Source organism: Buttiauxella noackiae ATCC 51607 (genome assembly GCF_001654865.1).
GTDB classification, from domain to species: Bacteria; Pseudomonadota; Gammaproteobacteria; order Enterobacterales; family Enterobacteriaceae; genus Buttiauxella; species Buttiauxella noackiae.
The window spans coordinates 60,593-82,646 of sequence record NZ_LXEO01000007.1 but is presented as its reverse complement, the minus strand read 5'-3'; the positions used below and the strand labels follow the sequence as shown (position 1 = coordinate 82,646).

At 48.9% G+C, this 22,054-nt stretch carries 17 protein-coding genes and 6 tRNA genes; 20 read left to right on the top strand and 3 right to left on the bottom strand.

Annotated features, from left to right (window positions below):
• Positions 1-168: 168 nt before the first annotated feature.
• On the bottom strand, positions 169-1,836 hold the full coding sequence (glnS, locus tag M979_RS02080) for a glutamine--tRNA ligase (RefSeq protein ID WP_034456681.1): 1,668 nt from the start codon (positions 1,834-1,836) through the stop codon (positions 169-171).
• 179 nt (positions 1,837-2,015) lie between these two features.
• Positions 2,016-4,037, bottom strand: coding sequence for an N-acetylglucosamine-specific PTS transporter subunit IIBC (gene nagE, locus M979_RS02075; RefSeq protein ID WP_034456682.1), 2,022 nt, complete (start codon positions 4,035-4,037; stop codon positions 2,016-2,018).
• 334 nt (positions 4,038-4,371) lie between these two features.
• Here nagE and nagB point away from each other — a divergent pair, with 334 nt between their 5' ends.
• The 11 genes from nagB (at position 4,372) to M979_RS02020 (ending at position 11,225) form a co-directional block, all read left to right on the top strand.
• Complete coding sequence (gene nagB / locus M979_RS02070; RefSeq protein ID WP_034456684.1) at positions 4,372-5,172, top strand: glucosamine-6-phosphate deaminase; 801 nt, start codon at positions 4,372-4,374, stop codon at positions 5,170-5,172.
• Positions 5,173-5,255: 83 nt separating this feature from the next.
• Positions 5,256-6,404 carry an N-acetylglucosamine-6-phosphate deacetylase gene (nagA, locus tag M979_RS02065; RefSeq protein WP_034456686.1) on the top strand — a complete coding sequence of 383 codons (1,149 nt, stop codon included), beginning with the start codon at positions 5,256-5,258 and terminating at the stop codon, positions 6,402-6,404.
• 7 nt (positions 6,405-6,411) lie between these two features.
• Positions 6,412-7,632, top strand: a complete 1,221-nt coding sequence (gene nagC / locus M979_RS02060) for a DNA-binding transcriptional regulator NagC (protein WP_034456688.1) — start codon at positions 6,412-6,414, stop codon at positions 7,630-7,632.
• A gap of 65 nt (positions 7,633-7,697) precedes the next feature.
• Positions 7,698-8,450: an HAD-IIA family hydrolase gene (locus tag M979_RS02055; protein ID WP_034456689.1), complete on the top strand. Its 753-nt coding sequence runs from the start codon at positions 7,698-7,700 to the stop codon at positions 8,448-8,450.
• A 276-nt stretch (positions 8,451-8,726) separates the two neighbouring features.
• Entirely contained in the window at positions 8,727-10,391 is a 1,665-nt protein-coding gene (gene asnB / locus M979_RS02050) for an asparagine synthase B (RefSeq protein WP_064553429.1), read from the top strand.
• 250 nt (positions 10,392-10,641) lie between these two features.
• Positions 10,642-10,718: transfer RNA gene (locus M979_RS02045), tRNA-Met, on the top strand.
• 16 nt (positions 10,719-10,734) lie between these two features.
• A tRNA-Leu gene (locus M979_RS02040) sits at positions 10,735-10,819 on the top strand.
• 19 nt (positions 10,820-10,838) lie between these two features.
• A tRNA-Gln gene (locus tag M979_RS02035) sits at positions 10,839-10,913 on the top strand.
• Between the two features lie 55 nt (positions 10,914-10,968).
• Positions 10,969-11,043, top strand: a tRNA-Gln gene (locus M979_RS02030).
• Between the two features lie 24 nt (positions 11,044-11,067).
• Positions 11,068-11,144 (top strand) — tRNA-Met (locus tag M979_RS02025).
• Between the two features lie 6 nt (positions 11,145-11,150).
• Positions 11,151-11,225, top strand: a tRNA-Gln gene (locus M979_RS02020).
• A gap of 102 nt (positions 11,226-11,327) precedes the next feature.
• On the opposite strand, the gene ubiF is transcribed toward M979_RS02020, so the two are convergent.
• Positions 11,328-12,503: a 3-demethoxyubiquinol 3-hydroxylase gene (ubiF, locus tag M979_RS02015; protein WP_064553427.1), complete on the bottom strand. Its 1,176-nt coding sequence runs from the start codon at positions 12,501-12,503 to the stop codon at positions 11,328-11,330.
• A 126-nt stretch (positions 12,504-12,629) separates the two neighbouring features.
• On the opposite strand from ubiF, the gene miaB reads away from it, so the two are divergent.
• The 9 genes from miaB to M979_RS01970 all read left to right on the top strand — a co-directional run bounded on the left by miaB (position 12,630) and on the right by M979_RS01970 (position 22,006).
• Entirely contained in the window at positions 12,630-14,057 is a 1,428-nt protein-coding gene (gene miaB, locus M979_RS02010) for a tRNA (N6-isopentenyl adenosine(37)-C2)-methylthiotransferase MiaB (RefSeq protein ID WP_034456692.1), read from the top strand.
• Positions 14,058-14,281: 224 nt separating this feature from the next.
• On the top strand, positions 14,282-15,343 hold the full coding sequence (locus M979_RS02005) for a PhoH family protein (protein WP_034456693.1): 1,062 nt from the start codon (positions 14,282-14,284) through the stop codon (positions 15,341-15,343).
• Positions 15,340-15,807 (top strand): rRNA maturation RNase YbeY, encoded by a 468-nt coding sequence (gene ybeY / locus M979_RS02000; RefSeq protein ID WP_064553425.1) that lies wholly within the window; start codon positions 15,340-15,342, stop codon positions 15,805-15,807. Before M979_RS02005 ends, ybeY begins: the two co-directional genes overlap by 4 nt.
• A 101-nt stretch (positions 15,808-15,908) precedes the next feature.
• The gene (gene corC / locus M979_RS01995) at positions 15,909-16,787 is read left to right on the top strand and encodes a CNNM family magnesium/cobalt transport protein CorC (RefSeq protein WP_034456695.1); all 879 of its coding nucleotides are present in this window, start codon (positions 15,909-15,911) and stop codon (positions 16,785-16,787) included.
• A 7-nt stretch (positions 16,788-16,794) separates the two neighbouring features.
• Complete coding sequence (lnt, locus tag M979_RS01990; RefSeq protein WP_034456696.1) at positions 16,795-18,336, top strand: apolipoprotein N-acyltransferase; 1,542 nt, start codon at positions 16,795-16,797, stop codon at positions 18,334-18,336.
• 413 nt (positions 18,337-18,749) lie between these two features.
• Positions 18,750-19,661, top strand: a complete 912-nt coding sequence (locus tag M979_RS01985) for an amino acid ABC transporter substrate-binding protein (RefSeq protein ID WP_034456697.1) — start codon at positions 18,750-18,752, stop codon at positions 19,659-19,661.
• Positions 19,662-19,866: 205 nt separating this feature from the next.
• Positions 19,867-20,607, top strand: a complete 741-nt coding sequence (locus M979_RS01980; RefSeq protein ID WP_034456698.1) for an amino acid ABC transporter permease — start codon at positions 19,867-19,869, stop codon at positions 20,605-20,607.
• Positions 20,607-21,281, top strand: a complete 675-nt coding sequence (gene gltK / locus M979_RS01975) for a glutamate/aspartate ABC transporter permease GltK (protein ID WP_034456699.1) — start codon at positions 20,607-20,609, stop codon at positions 21,279-21,281. The genes M979_RS01980 and gltK overlap by 1 nt, the downstream gene beginning before the upstream one ends.
• Positions 21,281-22,006, top strand: a complete 726-nt coding sequence (locus M979_RS01970; RefSeq protein WP_034456700.1) for an amino acid ABC transporter ATP-binding protein — start codon at positions 21,281-21,283, stop codon at positions 22,004-22,006. Before gltK ends, M979_RS01970 begins: the two co-directional genes overlap by 1 nt.
• Positions 22,007-22,054: the final 48 nt, after the last annotated feature.

The following is a 22,054-nucleotide window of genomic DNA, read 5'->3' as shown; positions in this document are numbered from 1 at the left end:
GAGTTTTTAATGTTCCGAGGTTGACCATAAAAAGTAGACAGTAAGAAGTGTAAATAACATTAATTCGCAACGCGAATGTGAAGATATTTTTAAGCAAATGATTATAAAGCGAAAAAAAACGCCGCAATTTGCGGCGTTTTTGTCAGATATTGACTTAGGGAAAAGGAACTACTCGCCCATTTTCGCCCAGGTATCACGCAAGCCAACGGTGCGGTTAAATACCAGTTTGTCAGCAGTTGCATAACGGCTATCCAGGCAGAAATAACCTTCGCGCTCGAACTGGTACGCTTTGCCTTTTTCGGCATTTTGCAGGCTTGGCTCAACGAAACCTTGCTTGATCACCAGAGATTCTGGGTTAATCGTCGCCAGGAAGTCTTCTGCAGCCCCTGGGTTGGCAACGCTGAACAGACGGTCGTAAAGGCGAATTTCAACCGGCAGTGCGTGCTCTGCGCTTACCCAGTGGATAACGCCTTTCACTTTGCGGCCATCAGCCGGGTCTTTGCTTAATGTGTCCGGATCGTAGGAGCAATGCAGCACGGTGATATTACCTGCTTCATCTTTCTCAACGCGATCGGCTTTAATCACATATGCATTGCGCAGGCGCACTTCTTTGCCCAGCACCAGACGCTTGTACTGTTTGTTGGCTTCTTCACGGAAGTCAGCACGATCGATGTAGATCTCACGGCTAAACGGTACCTGGCGGCTGCCCATTTCAGGCTTATTCGGATGATTAGGCATAGTCACCATTTCAACTTCGCCCTGCGGGAAGTTTTCGATGATCACTTTCACCGGATCGAGTACTGCCATCGCACGCGGCGCGTTCTCGTTCAGGTCATCACGAATACAGGATTCCAGCGAAGCCATTTCAACGGTGTTGTCTTGCTTAGTCACACCAATGCGCTTACAGAACTCACGAATTGAAGCGGCCGTATAACCACGGCGACGCAGACCAGAAATAGTCGGCATACGTGGGTCATCCCAACCTTCTACAACCTTCTCTGTCACCAGCAGGTTCAGCTTGCGCTTAGACATGATGGAGTATTCAAGATTCAGGCGAGAAAACTCGTACTGACGCGGATGCGCAGGAATAGTGATGTTATCCAACACCCAATCGTACAGACGACGGTTGTCCTGGAATTCCAGCGTACACAGGGAGTGCGTAATGCCTTCTAACGCATCGGAAATGCAGTGAGTGAAGTCGTACATCGGGTAGATGCACCACTTGTTACCGGTCTGGTGGTGCTCGGCAAATTTAATACGATAAATAACCGGATCACGCATTACGATGAACGGTGATGCCATGTCAATTTTCGCACGCAGGCACGCAGTCCCTTCAGCGAACTCGCCATTACGCATCTTCTCGAACAGCGCAAGGTTCTCTTCAACCGTACGGTCGCGATATGGGCTGTTTTTCCCAGGCGAGGTCAGTGAGCCGCGATATTCACGGATCTGCTCTGGAGTCAGTTCATCAACATACGCCAGACCTTTATTGATAAGTTCAACGGCATAGTTAAACAACTGATCAAAATAGTCGGAAGAGTAACGCACGTTGCCTGACCAATGAAAACCAAGCCATTCAACGTCGTGCTTAATGGAATCTACGAATTCGATGTCTTCTTTTGCTGGATTGGTGTCATCGAAACGCAGGTTGCATTGCCCTTGATAATCTTGCGCGATACCAAAGTTCAGGCAGATGGATTTTGCATGACCGATATGCAGATAACCATTTGGCTCTGGTGGAAAACGGGTGCAAATACTGTCGTGCTTACCATTGGCCAAATCTTCATCAATAATCTGGCGAATAAAGTTAGTTGGGCGGACTTCTGCCTCACTCATCGCGGGTTCCTCTATGCAAAAACTTTAGTTATCCGCACATGATCTTATAAGCAAGCGTCGGAAACAACCTTTAGTTGCATAAATAAGGATATCGGGGAGGAGTGACAGATGGGTATAAAAAAGCGGCTGGAGAAAAAACTCTCCAGCCGCTAAAGGCACAATCTATGACTCAGGAGCGATTATTTGCCTTTAATTTCGTACAGAGGTGTTTGCCCTGCAACAACAGAACCTTGCGCCTGGAGTACCAGACCGCTGTAGTCGTCGATGTTGCTACAAACTACTGGACTAATCATGGAGCGGGCGTTCGCATTCAGGAAATCAAGATCCATTTCCAGAATCGGCTGGCCTGCGACCACTTCAGCACCCTCTTCTACCAGACGAGTAAAGCCCTGGCCGTTCAATGCAACAGTATCAATGCCCATATGGACAACGATCTCAGCACCTTTCTCGGTTTCCAGACAGAACGCATGGTTGGTATTAAAGATTTTTACGATAGTACCGGCAGCTGGCGCGACAACTGTTTTTCCAGTTGGCTTAACAGCAACACCATCACCAACTGCTTTGCTGGCGAAGGCTTCATCAGGAACCTGATCCAGCGCAACCACGTCACCTGTTACTGGTGAAACCAGAGCTGCAATGGTTACAGCATTTGGAACTGCTTGTGGTTTTGCAGCAGCCACAGGTGCCGCAGCCGCCGCACTCACAGGAGCTGCAGCAACTTCACCGACAGTTTTCATGGAGTTAGCAATTTTCTCAGCGACAAAGCCGACAATGATTTGCACACTTGTTTTGTTCAGACGGATAACACCGGTCGCACCCAGACGTTTCGCCAACGCTTCATTAACCAATGAAGAGTCTTTCACGTTCAGACGCAGACGAGTGATACATGCATCGATGCCAGTCAGGTTTGCAGAACCACCTACCGCTGCGATGTACTGACGAGCCAGCTCAGACACATCTTGAGAAGCGCTAGCGCTAACATTGACGTCCTGACCATCAGTCTCATCCCCTGCAACTGCCAGTTCACGACCCGGAGTCAACAGATTGAATTTGGTGATAGTGAAACGGAACACGACGTAGTAAATAGCGAAGAACACGATGCCCTGTGGAATCAGCATGTACCAATGTGTTGCAAGTGGGTTACGGGAAGAAAGCACCATATCCACCAGACCCGCACTGAAGCCGAAACCAGCAATCCAATGCATGCTTGCTGCGATAAATACAGAGATACCGGTCAGCACTGCGTGAATCAGATACAGAACTGGAGCCACGAACATGAAGGAGAATTCCAACGGTTCGGTGATACCAGTAAAGAAGGCAGCAAACGCACCCGCCATCATGATACCCAATACTTTGGCTTTATTTTCAGGACGCGCGCAGTGGTAGATTGCCAATGCAGCACCTGGAAGACCAAACATCATGATTGGGAAGAAGCCAGCTTGATAACGGCCAGTAATACCAACGATACCAGTACCTTCAGCGATAGATTTAGCACCGCCGAGGAATTTAGGAATATCGTTAATACCTGCAACGTCAAACCAGAACACGGAGTTCAGAGCATGGTGCAGACCAACTGGAATCAGCAGACGGTTGAAGAACGCATACACACCTGCGCCAATTGAACCCATTTTCTGGATGTGCTCACCAAAGTTCACCAGGCCGCTGAAAACGATTGGCCAGATGAACATCATGATGAAGGCAACTGCAATCATCACAAAGGAGGTAAGAATTGGAACCAGGCGACGACCGCTGAAGAAGGACAACGCTTTCGGCAACTCAACGCTGCTGAAACGGTTGTACAACTCTGCGGAGATAATACCCACCATGATGCCCACAAATTGGTTTTCAATTTTAGTGAACGCCAATGGAACCTGATCCAACGGAATGTGTTTGATCATGGAAACAGCGGCTGGCGAACAGAGAGTCGTCAAAACCAGGAAACCGACAAAACCGGTTAGTGCAGCAGCACCATCTTTATCTTTGGACATACCGTAAGCCACACCAATGGCAAACAGCACTCCCATGTGGTCAATGATTGCAGCACCAGATTTGATGAACAACGCAGCTAATGCGCTATCACCACCCCAGCTAACCGGGTCAATCCAGTAACCAACACCCATTAAAATGGCTGCGGCTGGTAGCGTGGCTACCGGCACCATCAGCGCACGGCCAACCTTTTGCATATAACCTAGAATACTCACGTTAATTCCCCCTATGAGACCCCGTTAAGGCTCGTTCAAAGCAGTTTTATTATTGTGTAACAAACCTTGAAAGCATGACGAAGATTCGCCAACTTTCAGAGTGTGTGAAAAATTAATTCGTATCGCAAATTAAACACCCTTTTTTTGTGATTAAAATCACCAAATATTGTTATTCCACTCCCCTTTGGCTAGCTATCGACTAAAACTTATTTTATCATCCGAAAAATCAAGGCAGATTGATCCCGTAATAACCGGTTCGAAACTGGTTTACCCTTAGAGGGTTCGGACAATCAATCTGGCTAAAGCTATTTTCTATTAACTTATGAGGTGAATGATGAGACTGATTCCCCTGGCTACTCCAGCGCAAGTTGGCAAATGGGCAGCACGCCATATCGTTAAGCGTATCAATGCGTTTAACCCGACAGCAGATCGTCCTTTCGTACTGGGCCTGCCAACCGGCGGTACTCCTCTTGAAGCGTACAAAGCGCTGGTAGAGATGCATAAAGCGGGCCAGGTTAGCTTTAAAAACGTCGTCACCTTCAATATGGATGAATACGTTGGCCTGCCAAAAGAGCATCCAGAAAGCTATCATACGTTTATGCACCGCAACTTCTTTGATCATGTTGATATTCCAGCGGAAAATATCAACCTGCTGAATGGCAATGCTGATGATGTTGACGCAGAGTGCCGTCGTTATGAAGAAAAAATTCGTTCATACGGTAAAATTCACCTGTTTATGGGTGGCGTGGGCAACGATGGTCACATCGCGTTCAACGAACCTGCTTCTTCTCTGGCTTCGCGTACTCGTATCAAAACGCTGACTCATGACACCCGTGTTGCAAACTCTCGTTTCTTTGATGGCGACGTGACTCAGGTTCCAAAATTTGCACTGACTGTGGGCGTGGGCACTCTGCTTGATGCTGAAGAAGTGATGATTTTGGTAATTGGTCATCTGAAAGCGCAAGCTCTGCAAGCTGCTGTCGAAGGCAACGTCAATCACATGTGGACTATTAGCTGTCTGCAACTTCACCCTAAAGCAGTGGTTGTGTGTGATGAGCCATCTACCATGGAACTCAAAGTGAAGACGCTTAAGTACTTCAATGAGCTCGAAGCAGAAAACATCAAAGGTCTTTAAATATTTACTTATACCTTAAATAATTCGAGTTGCAGCCAACGTCGCTGCAGCTTGAAGTATGACGGGTATAACCGGGGGTAACTATGTTTGCATTAACTCACGGTCGGATTTATACCGGCCATGAAATTCTTGATGATCACGCGGTTGTTATCGCGAACGGCCTGATTGAACGCGTTTGCCCGCGCTCAGATCTCCCTGCGGGTATTGAGACTCGCGATGTGGGTGGTGCAATCATCGCCCCCGGTTTTATTGATGTGCAACTTAATGGTTGTGGCGGCGTCCAGTTCAACGATTCCGCAGATGCGGTTACCGTTGAAACTCTGGAAATCATGCAGAAAGCCAACGAGCGTTCTGGCTGTACCAGCTACTTACCTACGCTTATCACCAGCAGCGATGAGCTGATGAAGCAAGGCGTGAAAGTGATGCGCGAATACCTGGCGAAGTATCAGCACCAGGCACTCGGTCTGCACCTTGAAGGCCCATGGTTAAACATGGTGAAAAAAGGAACGCACAATCCAAGCTTTGTGCGTAAACCTGATGCAGAACTGGTTGATTTCCTGTGCCAAAACGCGGATGTCATCACTAAAGTCACTTTGGCTCCAGAGATGGTCGCACCAGAAGTGATTAGCAAACTGGTTGCTTCCGGCATTATCGTTTCAGCCGGGCACTCCAATGCCACTGTAAAAGAAGCCAAAGTCGGCTTCCGTGCAGGCATCACCTTCGCAACCCACCTTTTCAATGCAATGCCATATATTACGGGTCGCGAGCCGGGTCTTGCTGGGGCAATTTTTGATGAACCAGATGTTTACTGCGGTATCATTGCCGATGGTTTGCATGTGGACTATGCCAATATTCGTACTGCGAAAAAGGTCAAAGGCGATAAGCTGTGCCTGGTGACTGATGCAACGGCTCCTGCTGGCGCAAATATCGATGAATTCATTTTCGCAGGAAAAACAATATACTACCGTGACGGTTTATGCGTAGATGAGAACGGTACGCTGAGCGGCTCAGCCCTGACGATGATTGAAGGGGTGTGCAACCTGGTTGAGCATGCTGGCATTGCATTAGACGAAGTGTTGCGTATGGCCACTCTTTACCCTGCCCGTGCAATGGGTGTTGAGCAGCAATTAGGTACTATTGAAGCAGGAAAAGTCGCCAACCTGACGACCTTTACCCGCGATTTTAAAATAACCAAGACCTTTGTTAATGGTAACGAGGTCGTAACTGAGTAATTAAGGCATGACGACTGGCGGACAGGCTCAAATTGGTAATGTCGATCTGGTAAAACAACTGAATAGCGCGGCGGTATATCGCCTGATTGACCAACATGGGCCAATCTCTCGCATTCAAATTGCCGAACAGAGCCAGCTAGCACCTGCCAGCGTCACGAAAATTACTCGCCAGTTAATTGAGCGCGGACTGATCAAAGAAGTTGATCAACAGGCTTCCACCGGGGGCCGCCGCGCTATCTCAATTATCACTGAAACCCGCAATTTCCATGCTATTGGCGTGCGTCTTGGCCGCCACGATGCAACCATCACGTTATTTGACCTCAGCGCTAAACCGATCGCCGAAGAGCACTACTCTCTTCCTGAACGAACTCAGGAAACGCTAGAGCATGCCCTGCTAAATGCCATTGCCCAATTTATCGAGCTCAATACACGTAAAATGCGTGAGTTGATTGCGATTTCAGTAATCCTGCCGGGTCTGGTCGATCCTGAAAGCGGTGTGATTCGTTACATGCCTCATATCCAGGTCAATAACTGGTCGTTAGTCGATAGCCTGGAAAAACAGTTCAAAGTGACCTGTTATGTTGGCCACGATATCCGTAGCCTGGCGCTTGCAGAGCACTATTTTGGTGCAACACACGACTGCGATGACTCCATTTTGGTGCGTGTGCATCGGGGGACAGGTGCCGGTATTTTGTCTAACGGGCGTATTTTTATTGGTCGCAACGGCAACGTTGGTGAGATTGGCCACATTCAGGTTGATCCCTTAGGCGAGCGCTGCCACTGCGGAAACTTTGGATGCCTGGAAACTATTGCGGCCAATGCTGCGATTGAACACCGCGTACGCCATTTACTTGAGCAAGGTTATAACAGCCGCCTGACACTTGAAGATTGCGATATTACCGCGATTTGTAAAGCTGCGAACAAAGGCGATCCGCTGGCCTGCGAAGTGATTGAACATGTAGGTCGCCACTTAGGCAAAGCCATTTCCATCGCAATTAACCTGTTTAACCCGCAAAAAGTGGTCATTGCCGGGGAAATCATTGAAGCTGAAAAAGTGCTTCTTCCCGCTATCGAAGCCTGCATCAATACTCAGGTATTGAAAGCATTCCGTAAGAACCTGCCCGTTGTGCGCTCAAAACTTGATGACCGTTCAGCCATTGGTGCCTTTGCTTTGGTAAAACGCTCGATGCTAAATGGCGTTCTGCTGCAACGTTTGCTGGAAAGTTAGTAGCCCAGACACTGGCCTTTTTACGCTATAGTTACGCCTTCCTTTCAGGTGAGCCCGAGTAGTCGATGACCATTCAGAATGTAATTTGTGATATTGACGGCGTGCTGATGCACGACAACGTCGCCGTACCAGGCGCTAATGAATTCTTAGCGCGCATCATGGAAAAGGGTATGCCGCTGGTCCTGTTGACCAATTACCCGTCTCAAACCGGCCAGGATCTGGCAAACCGTTTTGCTTCGGCAGGCATTGATGTTCCTGATAGCGTCTTTTATACCTCCGCAATGGCAACCGCGGATTTCCTGCGCCGTCAGGAAGGGAAAAAAGCGTACGTTGTCGGTGAAGGTGCGTTGATTCATGAACTGTATAAAGCAGGCTTTACTATCACCGATATCAACCCTGACTTTGTCATCGTCGGTGAAACCCGCTCTTATAACTGGGAAATGATGCACAAGGCCGCCTACTTCGTCGCAAACGGTGCGCGCTTTATTGCGACTAACCCTGATACACATGGCCGTGGTTACTATCCAGCCTGTGGTGCGCTTTGCGCAGGTATCGAGAAAATTTCGGGCCGCAAACCATTCTGTGTAGGAAAACCAAGTCCATGGATTATTCGCGCAGCGCTTAACAAGATGCAGGCACATTCTGAGCACACGGTGATTGTCGGCGATAACCTTCGTACCGATATTCTTGCCGGATTCCAGGCAGGTTTAGAAACAATTCTCGTGCTGTCAGGTGTTTCGACACTGAACGATATCGATGCCATGCCATTCCGCCCTTCGTGGATTTATCCCTCTGTGGCTGAAGTAGACATTATCTAATTCATAATTCGCCCGGTATTGCCGGGCGTTTTATCGATTCAACAATCATTTTCTATTTCACTAAATGCCCGCCTGACAATTCCACCAATAATTGCTGATCCGCTAATTATTCTGCTTATTTCATCATCATTTTTCAGTAATCAACAATCACCATTGAACTATTTATCCCTCCAGGACTAAAGGACTTGCATTCACGTCAATGATTGCGCATTTTCATAGTCATGCAATGCAACAAAACAATTTAATGGCTCAAAGAAGCATTACGGAGAGAATTCTATGTGTTCAATTTTTGGTGTTCTGGATATCAAGACCGATGCGGTCGAACTGCGTAAGAAGGCACTCGAGTTATCTCGCCTGATGCGCCACCGTGGCCCAGACTGGTCTGGTGTTTACGCTAACGATAAAGCCATTCTTTCCCATGAACGCCTCTCTATTGTTGACGTTAATGCCGGTGCACAGCCGCTGTACAATAAAGAAAAAACTCACGCTCTGGCTGTGAACGGTGAAATCTACAACCATCAGGCTCTGCGTGCAGAATATGGTGACCGTTACGAATTCCAGACAGGTTCCGATTGTGAGGTTATCCTCGCGCTTTACCAGGAAAAAGGCCCAGAATTCCTCGACGATCTGCAAGGTATGTTTGCCTTCATTCTCTATGACGAAAAACAAGACGCCTACCTGATTGGTCGTGACCATATCGGTATCATCCCCTTGTATATGGGTCATGATGAACACGGCAACATGTATGTAGCTTCAGAAATGAAAGCGCTGGTTCCTGTTTGCCGCACGATTAAAGAGTTCCCGGCTGGCAGCTACCTGTGGAGTAAAGATGGTGAAATCCGCAGCTATTATCAGCGCGACTGGTTCGAATACGATGCGGTAAAAGATAACGTTACTGATAAAAACGAACTTCGTCAGGCACTGGAGGATTCCGTAAAAAGCCACCTGATGTCTGACGTTCCATACGGCGTGCTGCTGTCTGGTGGTCTGGATTCATCCGTTATCTCTGCAATTACTAAGAAATTTGCCGCTCGTCGCGTAGAAGATGAAGAGCGTTCTGAAGCCTGGTGGCCGCAGTTACACTCTTTTGCGGTCGGTTTAGTGGGTTCCCCTGACCTGAAAGCTGCACAAGAAGTGGCAAACCACTTAGGTACCGTTCACCACGAAATCCATTTCACAGTGCAAGAAGGCCTGGATGCGATTCGTGATGTTATCTATCACATTGAAACTTACGATGTGACGACCATTCGTGCATCGACTCCAATGTATTTGATGTCACGCAAAATCAAGGCCATGGGCATCAAAATGGTGCTGTCTGGTGAAGGTTCTGACGAAGTGTTTGGCGGCTACCTGTACTTCCATAAAGCGCCAAACGATAAAGAGCTGCACGAAGAGACTGTTCGCAAGCTCCAGGCACTGCATATGTTTGACTGTGCACGAGCTAACAAAGCGATGTCTGCCTGGGGCGTTGAAGCTCGCGTACCGTTCCTGGACAAGAAATTCCTTGATGTGGCTATGCGCATCAACCCGAAAGACAAAATGTGCGGCAACGGCAAGATGGAAAAACATATCCTGCGTGAATGTTTTGAATCTTACCTGCCAGCAAGCGTCGCATGGCGCCAGAAAGAGCAATTCTCTGATGGTGTAGGTTACAGCTGGATTGACACGTTGAAAGAAGTTGCTGCAGGCCAGGTAACCGACCAACAACTGGAAACCGCGAGCTATCGTTTCCCGTACAACACACCAGGCTCTAAAGAAGCTTATTTGTATCGTGGAATCTTTGAAGAGTTATTCCCACTACCAAGCGCTGCGCAGTGCGTTCCAGGTGGCCCATCTGTTGCCTGTTCATCAGCTAAGGCCATCGAATGGGATGAAGCATTCAAAACAATGAATGATCCATCAGGCCGTGCAGTAGGCGTTCACCAGTCCGCTTACAAATAAGCGAGCAAAATTAAACACACGGGCCTACGGGCCCGTTTTTGTTTCTACAATATCTCCCCCCCTGATTCGTGGTTTTTCATCAGATAAAACCACGAAATAACCGATAATTGACGAATATTGCACCAAGCTGTTCGTAAGCTAGTCAAACAGACAATTTCAGCGACTTTTCGGGAAAAAATTTGTTGACGCTAGAAGGCCAACTACGCATAATGCGCCCCGCAACGCCGATAAGGTTACGCAGAAAAAAGAAGGCTACTTAGCTCAGCTGGTTAGAGCACATCACTCATAATGATGGGGTCACAGGTTCGATTCCCGTAGTAGCCACCATTATTCTTTTTTTAGCGCGGGAGTGGCGAAATTGGTAGACGCACCAGATTTAGGTTCTGGCGCCGCAAGGTGTGCGAGTTCAAGTCTCGCCTCCCGCACCATTTTAAAGCGTTGCACGGATGGGGTATCGCCAAGCGGTAAGGCACCGGTTTTTGATACCGGCATTCCCTGGTTCGAATCCAGGTACCCCAGCCACTTTTTTTGATATAGCAGTTTTCGACATAGCACGTTAGTTTTGTGCACCCAAAGTTGGGGTATCGCCAAGCGGTAAGGCACCGGTTTTTGATACCGGCATTCCCTGGTTCGAATCCAGGTACCCCAGCCAGTCGAAGAAATAGTTTTAAAATTAGGCTACTTAGCTCAGCTGGTTAGAGCACATCACTCATAATGATGGGGTCACAGGTTCGATTCCCGTAGTAGCCACCATATTTTTGGGGTATCGCCAAGCGGTAAGGCTCTGGTTTCTGATACCAGCATTCCGAGGTTCGAATCCTCGTACCCCAGCCAAAAATGAAAAGCTCGCTTCGGCGAGCTTTTTGCTTTTCTGCGTTTGGTAAAATGAATGTCGGATGTCGCTTACGCTAATCCGACCTGGGGAAATTTACCGACTCATAATCCTAACGCATACTTCAACGCCTGGCGTTTAAGTACCCCACCACGTTCAGCCGCCATTAACCCTAAGTTTCGAATCACTCGCAATGGCCCTAATGTATTGCTGAAACCTGCGTAAAACAGATCCATTCCACTTTGCATCAGGAAATTATCGGCCTGCCTACGCGTCTGGTAGCGTTTTAGCACGCGTGAATCTGCCCAGTTCTCTCCGTAGCTACGCGCTTTAATCATCACATCAAGTAAAGCGTCCACATCACGATAACCAAGATTCACGCCCTGCCCGGCTAATGGATGAATGGTATGCGCTGCATCACCAATTAATGCCAGCCCTTGCTGCGTGTATTGCAATGCATGGCGACGAATCAGCGGGAATGCGCCACTGGCAACCGGTGTTATTTTACCTAAACGCTCCGGGAAACTCGCCTCAATCGCTTTTTGCAGTTGTGGCATGGTCATATTTTGCAACTGGCGGATGCGTGCCGGGGAGTCGTACCAGACCAGTGAAGCCCAGTTATCAAATAGCGGCAAAAATGCGTGGGGTCCGTTCGGCGTAAAATGCTGCCAGGTGCTATCACCTGGTGCTTGTTCGCATTTTACCGTAATGAGCATGCACGACTGACGATACTGCCAGGCATGAATACCAATGCCCGCCCAACGCCGAACCTGAGAATTTGCACCATCTGCGCCAATCACCATCGGCACTGTTAGTGTTTGCTCATCCGCAAAATGTAGCGTCCACTTCCCTGCCTGCCCGTGCATACGGTCAATGTGTGCAGGGCAAACCAACGTGACGTTCGAATGGGCCTCCAGCTCCTGCCACAACGCGAGCTGTAAAACCTGGTTTTCCACCATGTAGCCCAATTCTGGCAGCCCTAGCTCTTGTGCTTTAAAGCTGACGTGGGCGCTTTCCCACTCCCAGGTTTCGAGCTGACGATACGCGTGGCTACGCATTGCCCGGATAGCATCCCAGACGCCGAGTGATTTCAGCAATCCGACCGATGCACTGCTGATCGCAGAAATACGTACATCAGGCTGGCTTGCAGGATCAAATGCTGCAGGTGCCTGCTGCTCAATTACCGCCACCTGAAAACCATTTTGCGCAAGACCAAGGGCGGCGGCCGCGCCGACCATACCCCCGCCAACTACCGCGACATCAATTGACTGATTCAACATGATGAGTTTGTCCTTAAATTGTCTATGCTGATTCTACCGGATTTTTAAGCAAGCTGGTCACATCAAGGCCAAAGCATTACAATACGCGGCCTGAATTCCTGGCTTCAACTGAGCAATGGCAAGTCGATGACAAAAAAACTCCATATCAAAACCTGGGGCTGTCAGATGAACGAATACGATTCATCGAAGATGGCCGATCTGCTGAATAGCACGCATGGCTATACGCTTACGGATAACCCAAAAGAAGCGGATGTATTGCTGCTTAATACCTGCTCTATCCGTGAAAAAGCCCAGGAAAAAGTGTTCCATCTGCTTGGCCGTTGGAAACTATTAAAGCGCAAAAATCCCGACATCATTATTGGTGTTGGCGGCTGTGTTGCTTCCCAGGAAGGTAAACTGATTCGTAGCCGTGCACACTATGTTGATATTGTTTTCGGGCCGCAGACGCTGCACCGTTTGCCTGAAATGATCAACAAAGTTCGCGGTAACCGTAGCCCAATCGTTGATGTCAGCTTCCCTGAAATCGAAAAGTTTGACCGTCTGCCAGAGCCAAAAGCCGATGGCCCGACAGCATTCGTTTCTATTATGGAAGGCTGTAACAAGTATTGTACTTACTGCGTAGTGCCTTATACACGTGGTGAGGAAGTGAACCGTCCATGTGATGATGTGCTGTTTGAAATCGCACAGCTCGCAGCGCAAGGCGTGCGTGAAGTTAACCTGCTCGGCCAGAACGTGAATGCTTACCGAGGGCCTTCTTTCGATGGCGGTATCTGTTCATTCGCTGAACTACTGCGCCTGGTTGCGGCAATTGACGGTATTGATCGTATTCGTTTCACTACCAGCCACCCGATTGAATTCACTGACGATATCATTGAGGTTTATCGCGACACACCTGAACTGGTGAGTTTCCTGCACTTGCCGATCCAGTGTGGATCCGACCGTGTGCTAAACCTGATGGGCCGTACCCATACAGCTCTTGAATACAAATCAATTATTCGCAAGCTGCGTGCCGTACGTCCTGACATTCAAATTAGTTCTGATTTCATTGTTGGCTTCCCTGGCGAAACCCAGCAGGACTTCGAGCAAACCATGAAAGTCATTGGCGATGTGAATTTTGACGTGAGCTACAGCTTCGTCTTTTCTTCTCGACCGGGCACACCAGCCGCCGATATGGTTGATGACGTGCCAGAAGCAGAGAAATTACAGCGCCTCTATATTCTGCAAGAGCGTATCAACCAACAGGCCATGGAATATAGCCGTAAGATGGTTGGCACCATTCAGCGTGTCCTTGTCGAAGGCACATCACGCAGAAATATCATGGAGCTGACCGGACGTTCCGAAAACAACCGTGGCGTCAACTTCGCAGGCACGCCGGATATGGTAGGTAAATTTGTTGATGTCGAAATTACTGAAGTGGCGACGAACAACTCGCTGCGCGGTAAGGTTGTGCGCACCGAAGATGAGATGGGGCTGCGTATTGCCGAGTCTCCTGAGTCAGTTATTGCACGCACACGTAAAGAGAATGAGATCGGCGTAGGGATCTATCAGCCTTAACGCCGCTCTTTAAAGCTCAGCGGCTCGCTAACTTCGTGTTCCGCTGAGTTTTTCATTGTTTGCAGTTGCATTCTGAACCCGCCACCCAAATATCAAAAACCAGGCTTGCGCCATCAGCCGTCGCCGTAAATAATCTTTTTTATGGCCTGCACTTTTTATCAACTGCAATAAGTACTGCAATAAATAGTGCAGCAATACATTCTACTGGCCCTGCGAGGATAAGTTTGAATATCGAGACACGTGAAATTACGCTAGAACCCGCAGACAATGCGCGTCTGCTAAGCCTGTGTGGCCCATTTGATGACAACATCAAGCAGCTTGAACGTCGGCTGGGCATCGAGATCAACCGTCGTGACTATGACTTCAAACTCACAGGTCGACCGATTCTGGTTAATGCTGCCGCAGATATTCTGCGCAATCTATATGTCGATACTGCACCGATGCGTGGCGAAATTCAGGATATAACCCCTGAACAAATCCACCTCGCCATTAAAGAAATTCGCGTGCTGGAACAGTCTGCTGAAAGCGTTCCGGAGTACGGCAAAGCGGTCAACATTAAGACCAAACGTGGCGTCATCAAACCGCGCACACCAAACCAGGCACAATACATCGCCAATATTCTCGACCACGACATTACTTTTGGCGTTGGCCCTGCAGGTACAGGTAAAACTTACCTCGCTGTTGCGGCAGCCGTTGATGCGCTGGAACGCCAGGATATCCGTCGTATCCTGCTTACGCGCCCAGCCGTTGAGGCCGGTGAAAAGCTGGGCTTTCTGCCTGGCGATTTAAGCCAGAAAGTTGATCCTTATTTGCGCCCGTTATACGACGCACTGTTTGAAATGCTTGGTTTTGAGCGCGTTGAAAAGCTGATGGAGCGTAACGTTATCGAAGTCGCGCCGCTGGCTTACATGCGCGGCCGTACGCTAAACGATGCGTTTATCATTCTAGATGAAAGCCAGAACACCACCATCGAACAGATGAAGATGTTCCTGACGCGTATTGGCTTTAACTCCAAAGCCGTGATTACTGGCGACATCACCCAGGTTGACCTGCCACGTAGCACAAAGTCCGGCTTGCGCCACGCCATCGACGTACTGGCAGAAGTTGATGATATTAGTTTTAACTTCCTTAATAGCGAAGATGTGGTACGCCACCCGGTTGTAGCACGCATTGTGAATGCCTATGAAGCGTGGGAAAACGCGGAACAGGTTCGTAAAGATGAACTCGCAGCAGAGCGCAAGCGAGAAGCGATGGCAATTAATGCCGCCGCTCAGGAGAGTAAATGAGTCAGGTTATACTGGATTTACAGGTCGCGTGTGAAGATGCAAACGGCCTGCCTACGGAAGAACAATTTCAGGCATGGCTTGATGCGGTCATTCCACAATTTCAGGAAGAGTCAGAAGTCACAATTCGCCTGGTGGATGACGCTGAGAGCCACGATCTGAATCTCACCTACCGTGGTAAAGATAAATCCACTAACGTGCTGTCATTCCCGTTCGAAGCGCCTCCGGGCATTGAACTGCCGCTGTTGGGCGACCTGATTATTTGCCGTCAGGTCGTGGAACAAGAAGCAAAAGAGCAGCAAAAACTGCTGGATGCGCATTGGGCACATATGGTCATCCACGGCAGTCTGCATCTGCTTGGCTATGATCACATTGAAGACGAAGAAGCCGAAGAGATGGAATCCCTGGAAACAGAGATAATGCTTGCTCTTGGGTATGCTGATCCGTACATTGCCGAGAAAGAATAGTCTCCGTAGGGGGTTACTCTGCGAAGCATATACAGACAGGCAGCGCACCATCGAGCTGCCTGTTTATCAGTAACGAACATGAGGTAATAAAACCTAACGCCATGAGCGACGACAATTCCCAAAACAGTGACACACCTGCCAGTAAGAAGGGATTCTTTTCCCTGATTCTCAACCAGCTATTCCACGGTGAGCCTAAAAACCGTGACGATCTGCTGACACTCATCCGTGATTCTGAGCAAAATGATCTGATCGATCAGGATACTCGCGACATGCTTGAAGGCGTGATGGATATCGCCGACCAACGCGTCCGCGACATTATGATCCCTCGCTCTCAAATGGTAACGCTCAAACACAACCAGACGCTGGACGAATGCCTCGATGTCATCATCGAATCCGCACACTCCCGCTTCCCGGTGATCAGTGAAGACAAAGATCATATCGAAGGGATTCTGATGGCTAAAGATCTGCTGCCGTTTATGCGTAGCGATACTGAGCCATTTAGCATGGAAAAAGTGTTACGTCAGGCAGTTGTTGTGCCGGAAAGTAAGCGTGTTGACCGCATGCTCAAAGAGTTTCGTCAGCAGCGCTACCACATGGCGATAGTGATTGATGAGTTTGGCGGTGTCTCCGGACTTGTCACCATTGAAGATATTCTCGAACTCATTGTTGGGGAAATTGAAGATGAGTATGACGACGAAGAAGACGGTGATTTCCGTCAGTTAAGCCGTCACACCTGGACGGTTCGCGCTCTGGCCTCAATCGAAGATTTTAACGACACCTTTGCCACCCACTTCAATGATGATGAAGTGGATACCATTGGTGGATTGGTGATGCAGGCCTTTGGCCACTTACCTGCACGTGGCGAAACCATCGAAATTGATGGTTATCAGTTCAAAGTCGCGATGGCAGATAGTCGCCGTGTTATTCAGGTTCATGTCAGAATTCCGGACGACTCGCCGCAACCGAAACTGGAAGAATAATTCAACGATGTCTATAGCCCTACTCCTTCAACGCCAGCGCGTGCGTCTGCTGCTGGCGCTGCTTTTTGGTGCCTGCGGAACGCTGGCTTTCTCCCCTTACGATTTTTGGCCTGCCGCGATTGTTTCTCTGGCAGGGCTTCAGGGGCTGACACTTAATCGACGCGCTATTCAAAGCGCGTGGATTGGTTTCTTCTGGGGGCTGGGGCTATTTGGCTCTGGTATTAACTGGGTTTATGTCAGTATCGCGCAATTTGGCGGAATGCCAGGCCCGGTTAATGTCTTCCTGGTGGTACTGCTTGCGGCTTACTTGTCGTTGTATACCGGCTTGTTTGGTGGTTTTCTCAGCAAGCTTTGCCCGAAAACTACATGGTGGCGTGTGGCTATCGCCGCGCCCATGCTGTGGCAACTTACCGAATTCCTGCGTGGCTGGGTATTAACTGGCTTCCCGTGGCTGCAATTTGGTTATAGCCAGATTGATGGGCCGCTGAAAGGTATCGCTCCGATTCTGGGCGTCGAAAGCGTGACGTTCCTGCTGATGATTATCAGTGGCCTGTTGGTATTTGCACTGCATGAACGCAACTGGCGTCCTGCTGTGATTGCCGCTGCATTGCTGTTACTGCCGTGGCCACTGCGTTTCATTCAGTGGTATCAGCCGCAGCCTGAACGCACCATTGATGTGGCAATGGTTCAGGGAGATATCCCGCAATCTCTGAAATGGGATGAAAACCAACTGCTTAATACGCTGAAGATCTACCTCGATAAAACACAGCCGCAGATGGGGAAATCTCAGCTAATTATCTGGCCTGAATCAGCAATCCCTGATCTTGAGATTAATCAGCAGCAATTCCTGACGATGATGGACGACCTGCTGCGGTCTAAGCACAGCTCATTGATTACCGGTATTGTCGACGCCCGTTTGAATAAGCAGAACCGCTACGACACATACAACACCATCATTACACTGGGTGAAGGCAACCAGTACAGCTATAACAGCGCCGATCGTTACAACAAAAACCATCTGGTGCCGTTTGGCGAGTTTGTGCCGCTGGAATCGATTCTGCGCCCACTGGCCCCATTCTTTGATTTGCCAATGTCATCATTCAGTCGCGGGCCATATTTACAGCCGCAGTTGGAATCCAATGGTATTAAACTGACACCTGCGATTTGCTACGAAATTATCCTTGGCGAACAGGTGCGTGATAACTTCCGCCCTGATACCGATTTCCTGCTGACCATTTCAAATGATGCATGGTTCGGTAAGTCGATTGGCCCATGGCAACATTTCCAGATGGCGCGTATGCGCTCGTTGGAGCTGGGTCGTCCGCTTCTGCGCAGCACGAACAACGGTATTACCGCCGTGATTAATGCTAACGGTGATATCGACGCAATGATCCCGCAATTTACTCGCGAAGTTCTGGAAGCAAAAGTGACGCCAACGCGCGGTATCACACCTTATGCTCGCTTTGGCGACTGGCCACTTTGGGTTGCAACACTCATCTTTGGATTCGTCTCTGTTCTTTTGGCACTGCGCACACGCCGCAAATCCTGATTCTGCATTATCGAAAAATGGCCAGCTCATGCTGGCCATTTTCATTTCTGGCACAACCTTTGCAAAATATTACTCACTAGAAAGACACAAAATGCTGAATCACTACCCTGTGAGCAGCATGAAGCATTGAGTTGCACCAAACGATGACATAACGAGCACCAAAGCAGTGCAACGAAAGATTTTTGCCTCTAAACGGTGCGGCACGCTTCGCAAAAATAAACATCTGGGTAGCAAAATCTTTACATCAAGCTAGGTTAAGTGTTAACAAAAAGACAAAGAATTAAGCTTATTCAGTAACACACAACAACAAAAATATACCTGCCAGCATTCAGCCCCTGCAGCTCGAAGGATGACAGGTAAAACACTCACAACGGGTATCAATGCCTCATGGCATTAAGATAAAGGAGTTGGTAATGCAATTACGTAAACTAGCCTCAGCTTTGCTGGTTATGGGTTTAGGCGCTGGAATAGCACACGCCGAAGATGCTAAACCTGCAGCTCAACAAAGTACTCTTGATAAGATCGCCGCAAACGGCGTCATTGTGGTCGGTCACCGTGAGTCTTCTGTTCCTTTCTCTTACTATGATAACCAGCAAAAAGTCGTGGGTTATTCTCAGGATTACTCCAACGCTATCGTTGAAGCCGTGAAGAAAAAACTCAACAAACCTGACTTGCACGTTAAGTTGATCCCGATTACTTCACAAAACCGTATTCCATTGCTGCAAAACGGCACCTTCGATTTTGAGTGTGGCTCAACCACCAACAACCTGGAACGCCAGAAACAAGCATCGTTCTCCGACACCATCTTCGTAGTCGGTACCCGTTTGCTGGTGAAAAAAGGTGGCGAGATTAAAGACTTCGCAGACCTGAAAGGCAAAGCTGTTGTTGTCACTTCAGGGACCACTTCTGAAGTTCTGCTCAACAAGCTCAATGAAGAGAAGAAAATGGATATGCGCATTATCAGCGCCAAAGACCATGGTGACTCCTTCCGTACGCTGGAAAGTGGTCGTGCCGTTGCCTTTATGATGGATGATGCGTTGCTTGCAGGTGAACGAGCCAAAGCCAAGAAACAAGATAACTGGGAAATCGTCGGCACACCGCAATCCCACGAAGCATATGGCTGTATGCTGCGTAAAGACGACACCGAGTTTAAAAAGCTGATGGATGACACTATCGCTCAGGCTCAAACCTCTGGTGAAGCAGCTAAATGGTTCGACAAATGGTTTATGAATCCAATTCCACCGAAAAACATCAATATGAACTTTGCCCTGTCTGACGACATGAAAGCATTGTTCAAAACGCCAAACGATAAAGCACTGAACTAATTAGAACCACAGGGGCCGGGATGACCCAGTCCTCTCGATTGACGAACTGAAGCTCGGACAGACTATGCGTCGGATGGCCGTTCCCCATCCGGCGTGAAAGTACCCCGAAAATCTCAGGCATAGATCTGAAACCGGGGTACAAGCTTCTCATCAATCTTCGAGGGTAGCGCAGCTCGCTACCCTCACTTTTTTCTCGGAGTATGTTATGTCTATAGACTGGAACTGGGGAATATTTCTACAGCCCGCCCCGTTCGGCAACACCACCTATTTGGGCTGGATTTGGAATGGCTTCCAGGTCACCGTCGCCCTATCCATCTGTGCATGGATAATCGCTTTTCTCGTCGGCTCTCTATTCGGCATCTTGCGTACCGTTCCCAATAAATGGCTGTCGAGCCTTGGCACGCTGTATGTCGAATTGTTCCGTAACGTCCCGCTTATCGTGCAGTTCTTTACCTGGTATTTAGTGGTGCCGGAATTACTACCCGAAAATCTCGGTATGTGGTTTAAATCTGAGCTTGACCCGAATGTACAATTCTTCTTGTCATCAATGATTTGCCTTGGCCTGTTTACCGCCGCTCGTGTGTGTGAGCAGGTTCGTGCCGCGATTCAGTCCCTGCCACGCGGGCAGAAAAATGCCGCCCTGGCGATGGGTTTAACACTTCCGCAAGCCTACCGCTATGTGCTACTGCCAAACGCCTATCGCGTTATCGTGCCGCCAATGACATCAGAAATGATGAACCTGGTGAAAAACTCGGCTATTGCATCAACCATCGGCCTGGTCGATATGGCCGCCCAAGCAGGTAAATTGCTGGATTACTCCGCACATGCTTATGAATCCTTTACAGCGATCACTCTCGCATATGTCCTGATTAACGCTGTGATTATGCTGGTGATGTATGTCGTTGAACGTAAAATTCGCCTGCCTGGCAATATGGGAGGCAAATAATGTACGAGTTTGACTGGAGTTCTATTCTCCCCGCTATGCCTTACCTGATGCAGGGGTTGATCATCACCCTGAAAATCACCGTTACGGCGGTTATCTTCGGTATTGTGTGGGGGACATTATTGGCGGTGATGCGTCTGTCACCGATTAAACCTATTGCCTGGTTTGCCAGCGCCTACGTCAACGTATTCCGCTCTATCCCGCTGGTTATGGTGCTGCTGTGGTTTTATCTGGTTGTGCCAGGAATTCTGCAAAAAGTGCTGGGGCTTTCTCCGCAAACAGACATTCGCCTCATCTCTGCCATGGTGGCGTTTTCCATGTTTGAAGCAGCCTACTATTCCGAGATTATTCGCGCCGGTATCCAGAGTATCTCCCGCGGGCAGTCAAATGCAGCCCTTGCGCTGGGGATGACGCACTGGCAGTCAATGAAGTTAATTATTCTGCCGCAGGCTTTCCGAGCCATGGTGCCGTTGCTATTAACGCAAGGCATCGTATTGTTCCAGGATACATCCCTGGTATATGTCTTGAGCCTGGCTGACTTCTTCCGCACCGCTTCCACGATTGGCGAGCGAGATGGAACCCAGGTTGAGATGATCCTGTTTGCCGGTGCAGTTTATTTCGCAATCAGTTTGAGCGCTTCGCTTTTGGTCAGCTATTTGAAGAAAAGGACAGTGTAATGATCTCCCTGAAAAATGTTTCTAAATGGTATGGCCACTTTCAGGTGCTAACCGACTGCTCAACCGAAGTGAAAAAAGGCGAAGTGGTGGTGGTTTGCGGACCGTCTGGTTCGGGTAAATCAACGCTTATCAAAACTGTAAACGGCCTGGAGCCGGTGCAAAAAGGCGAAATCGTTGTTAACGGCACCCAGGTCAACAGCAAGAAAACTAACCTTGCAGAATTGCGCTCGCATGTCGGAATGGTCTTCCAGCACTTTGAGCTTTTCCCGCACCTGTCGATCATCGAAAACCTGACGCTTGCGCAAGTAAAAGTGCTCAAACGCAACAAAGAAGAGTCGCGTAAAAAGGGGCTGAAACTGCTTGAGCGCGTAGGGTTAACGGCGCATGCGGATAAGTTCCCCGCTCAGCTTTCGGGCGGCCAGCAGCAGCGTGTAGCGATTGCCCGTGCGCTATGTATGGACCCTGTGGCAATGCTGTTCGATGAACCGACATCAGCTCTGGATCCGGAAATGATCAACGAAGTACTGGACGTTATGGTTGAGCTGGCACACGAAGGGATGACCATGATGGTGGTAACGCACGAGATGGGCTTTGCCCGCAAAGTGGCAAACCGCGTGATCTTTATGGATGAAGGGAAAATAGTCGAAGACTCGAATAAAGAGGATTTCTTCAACAACCCGCAGTCCGAGCGCGCAAAAGACTTCCTGGCGAAAATCCTGCACTAATCGACACTGCCAGCACTAAAAATCTAAAGAGCCTTCAGAAATGAAGGC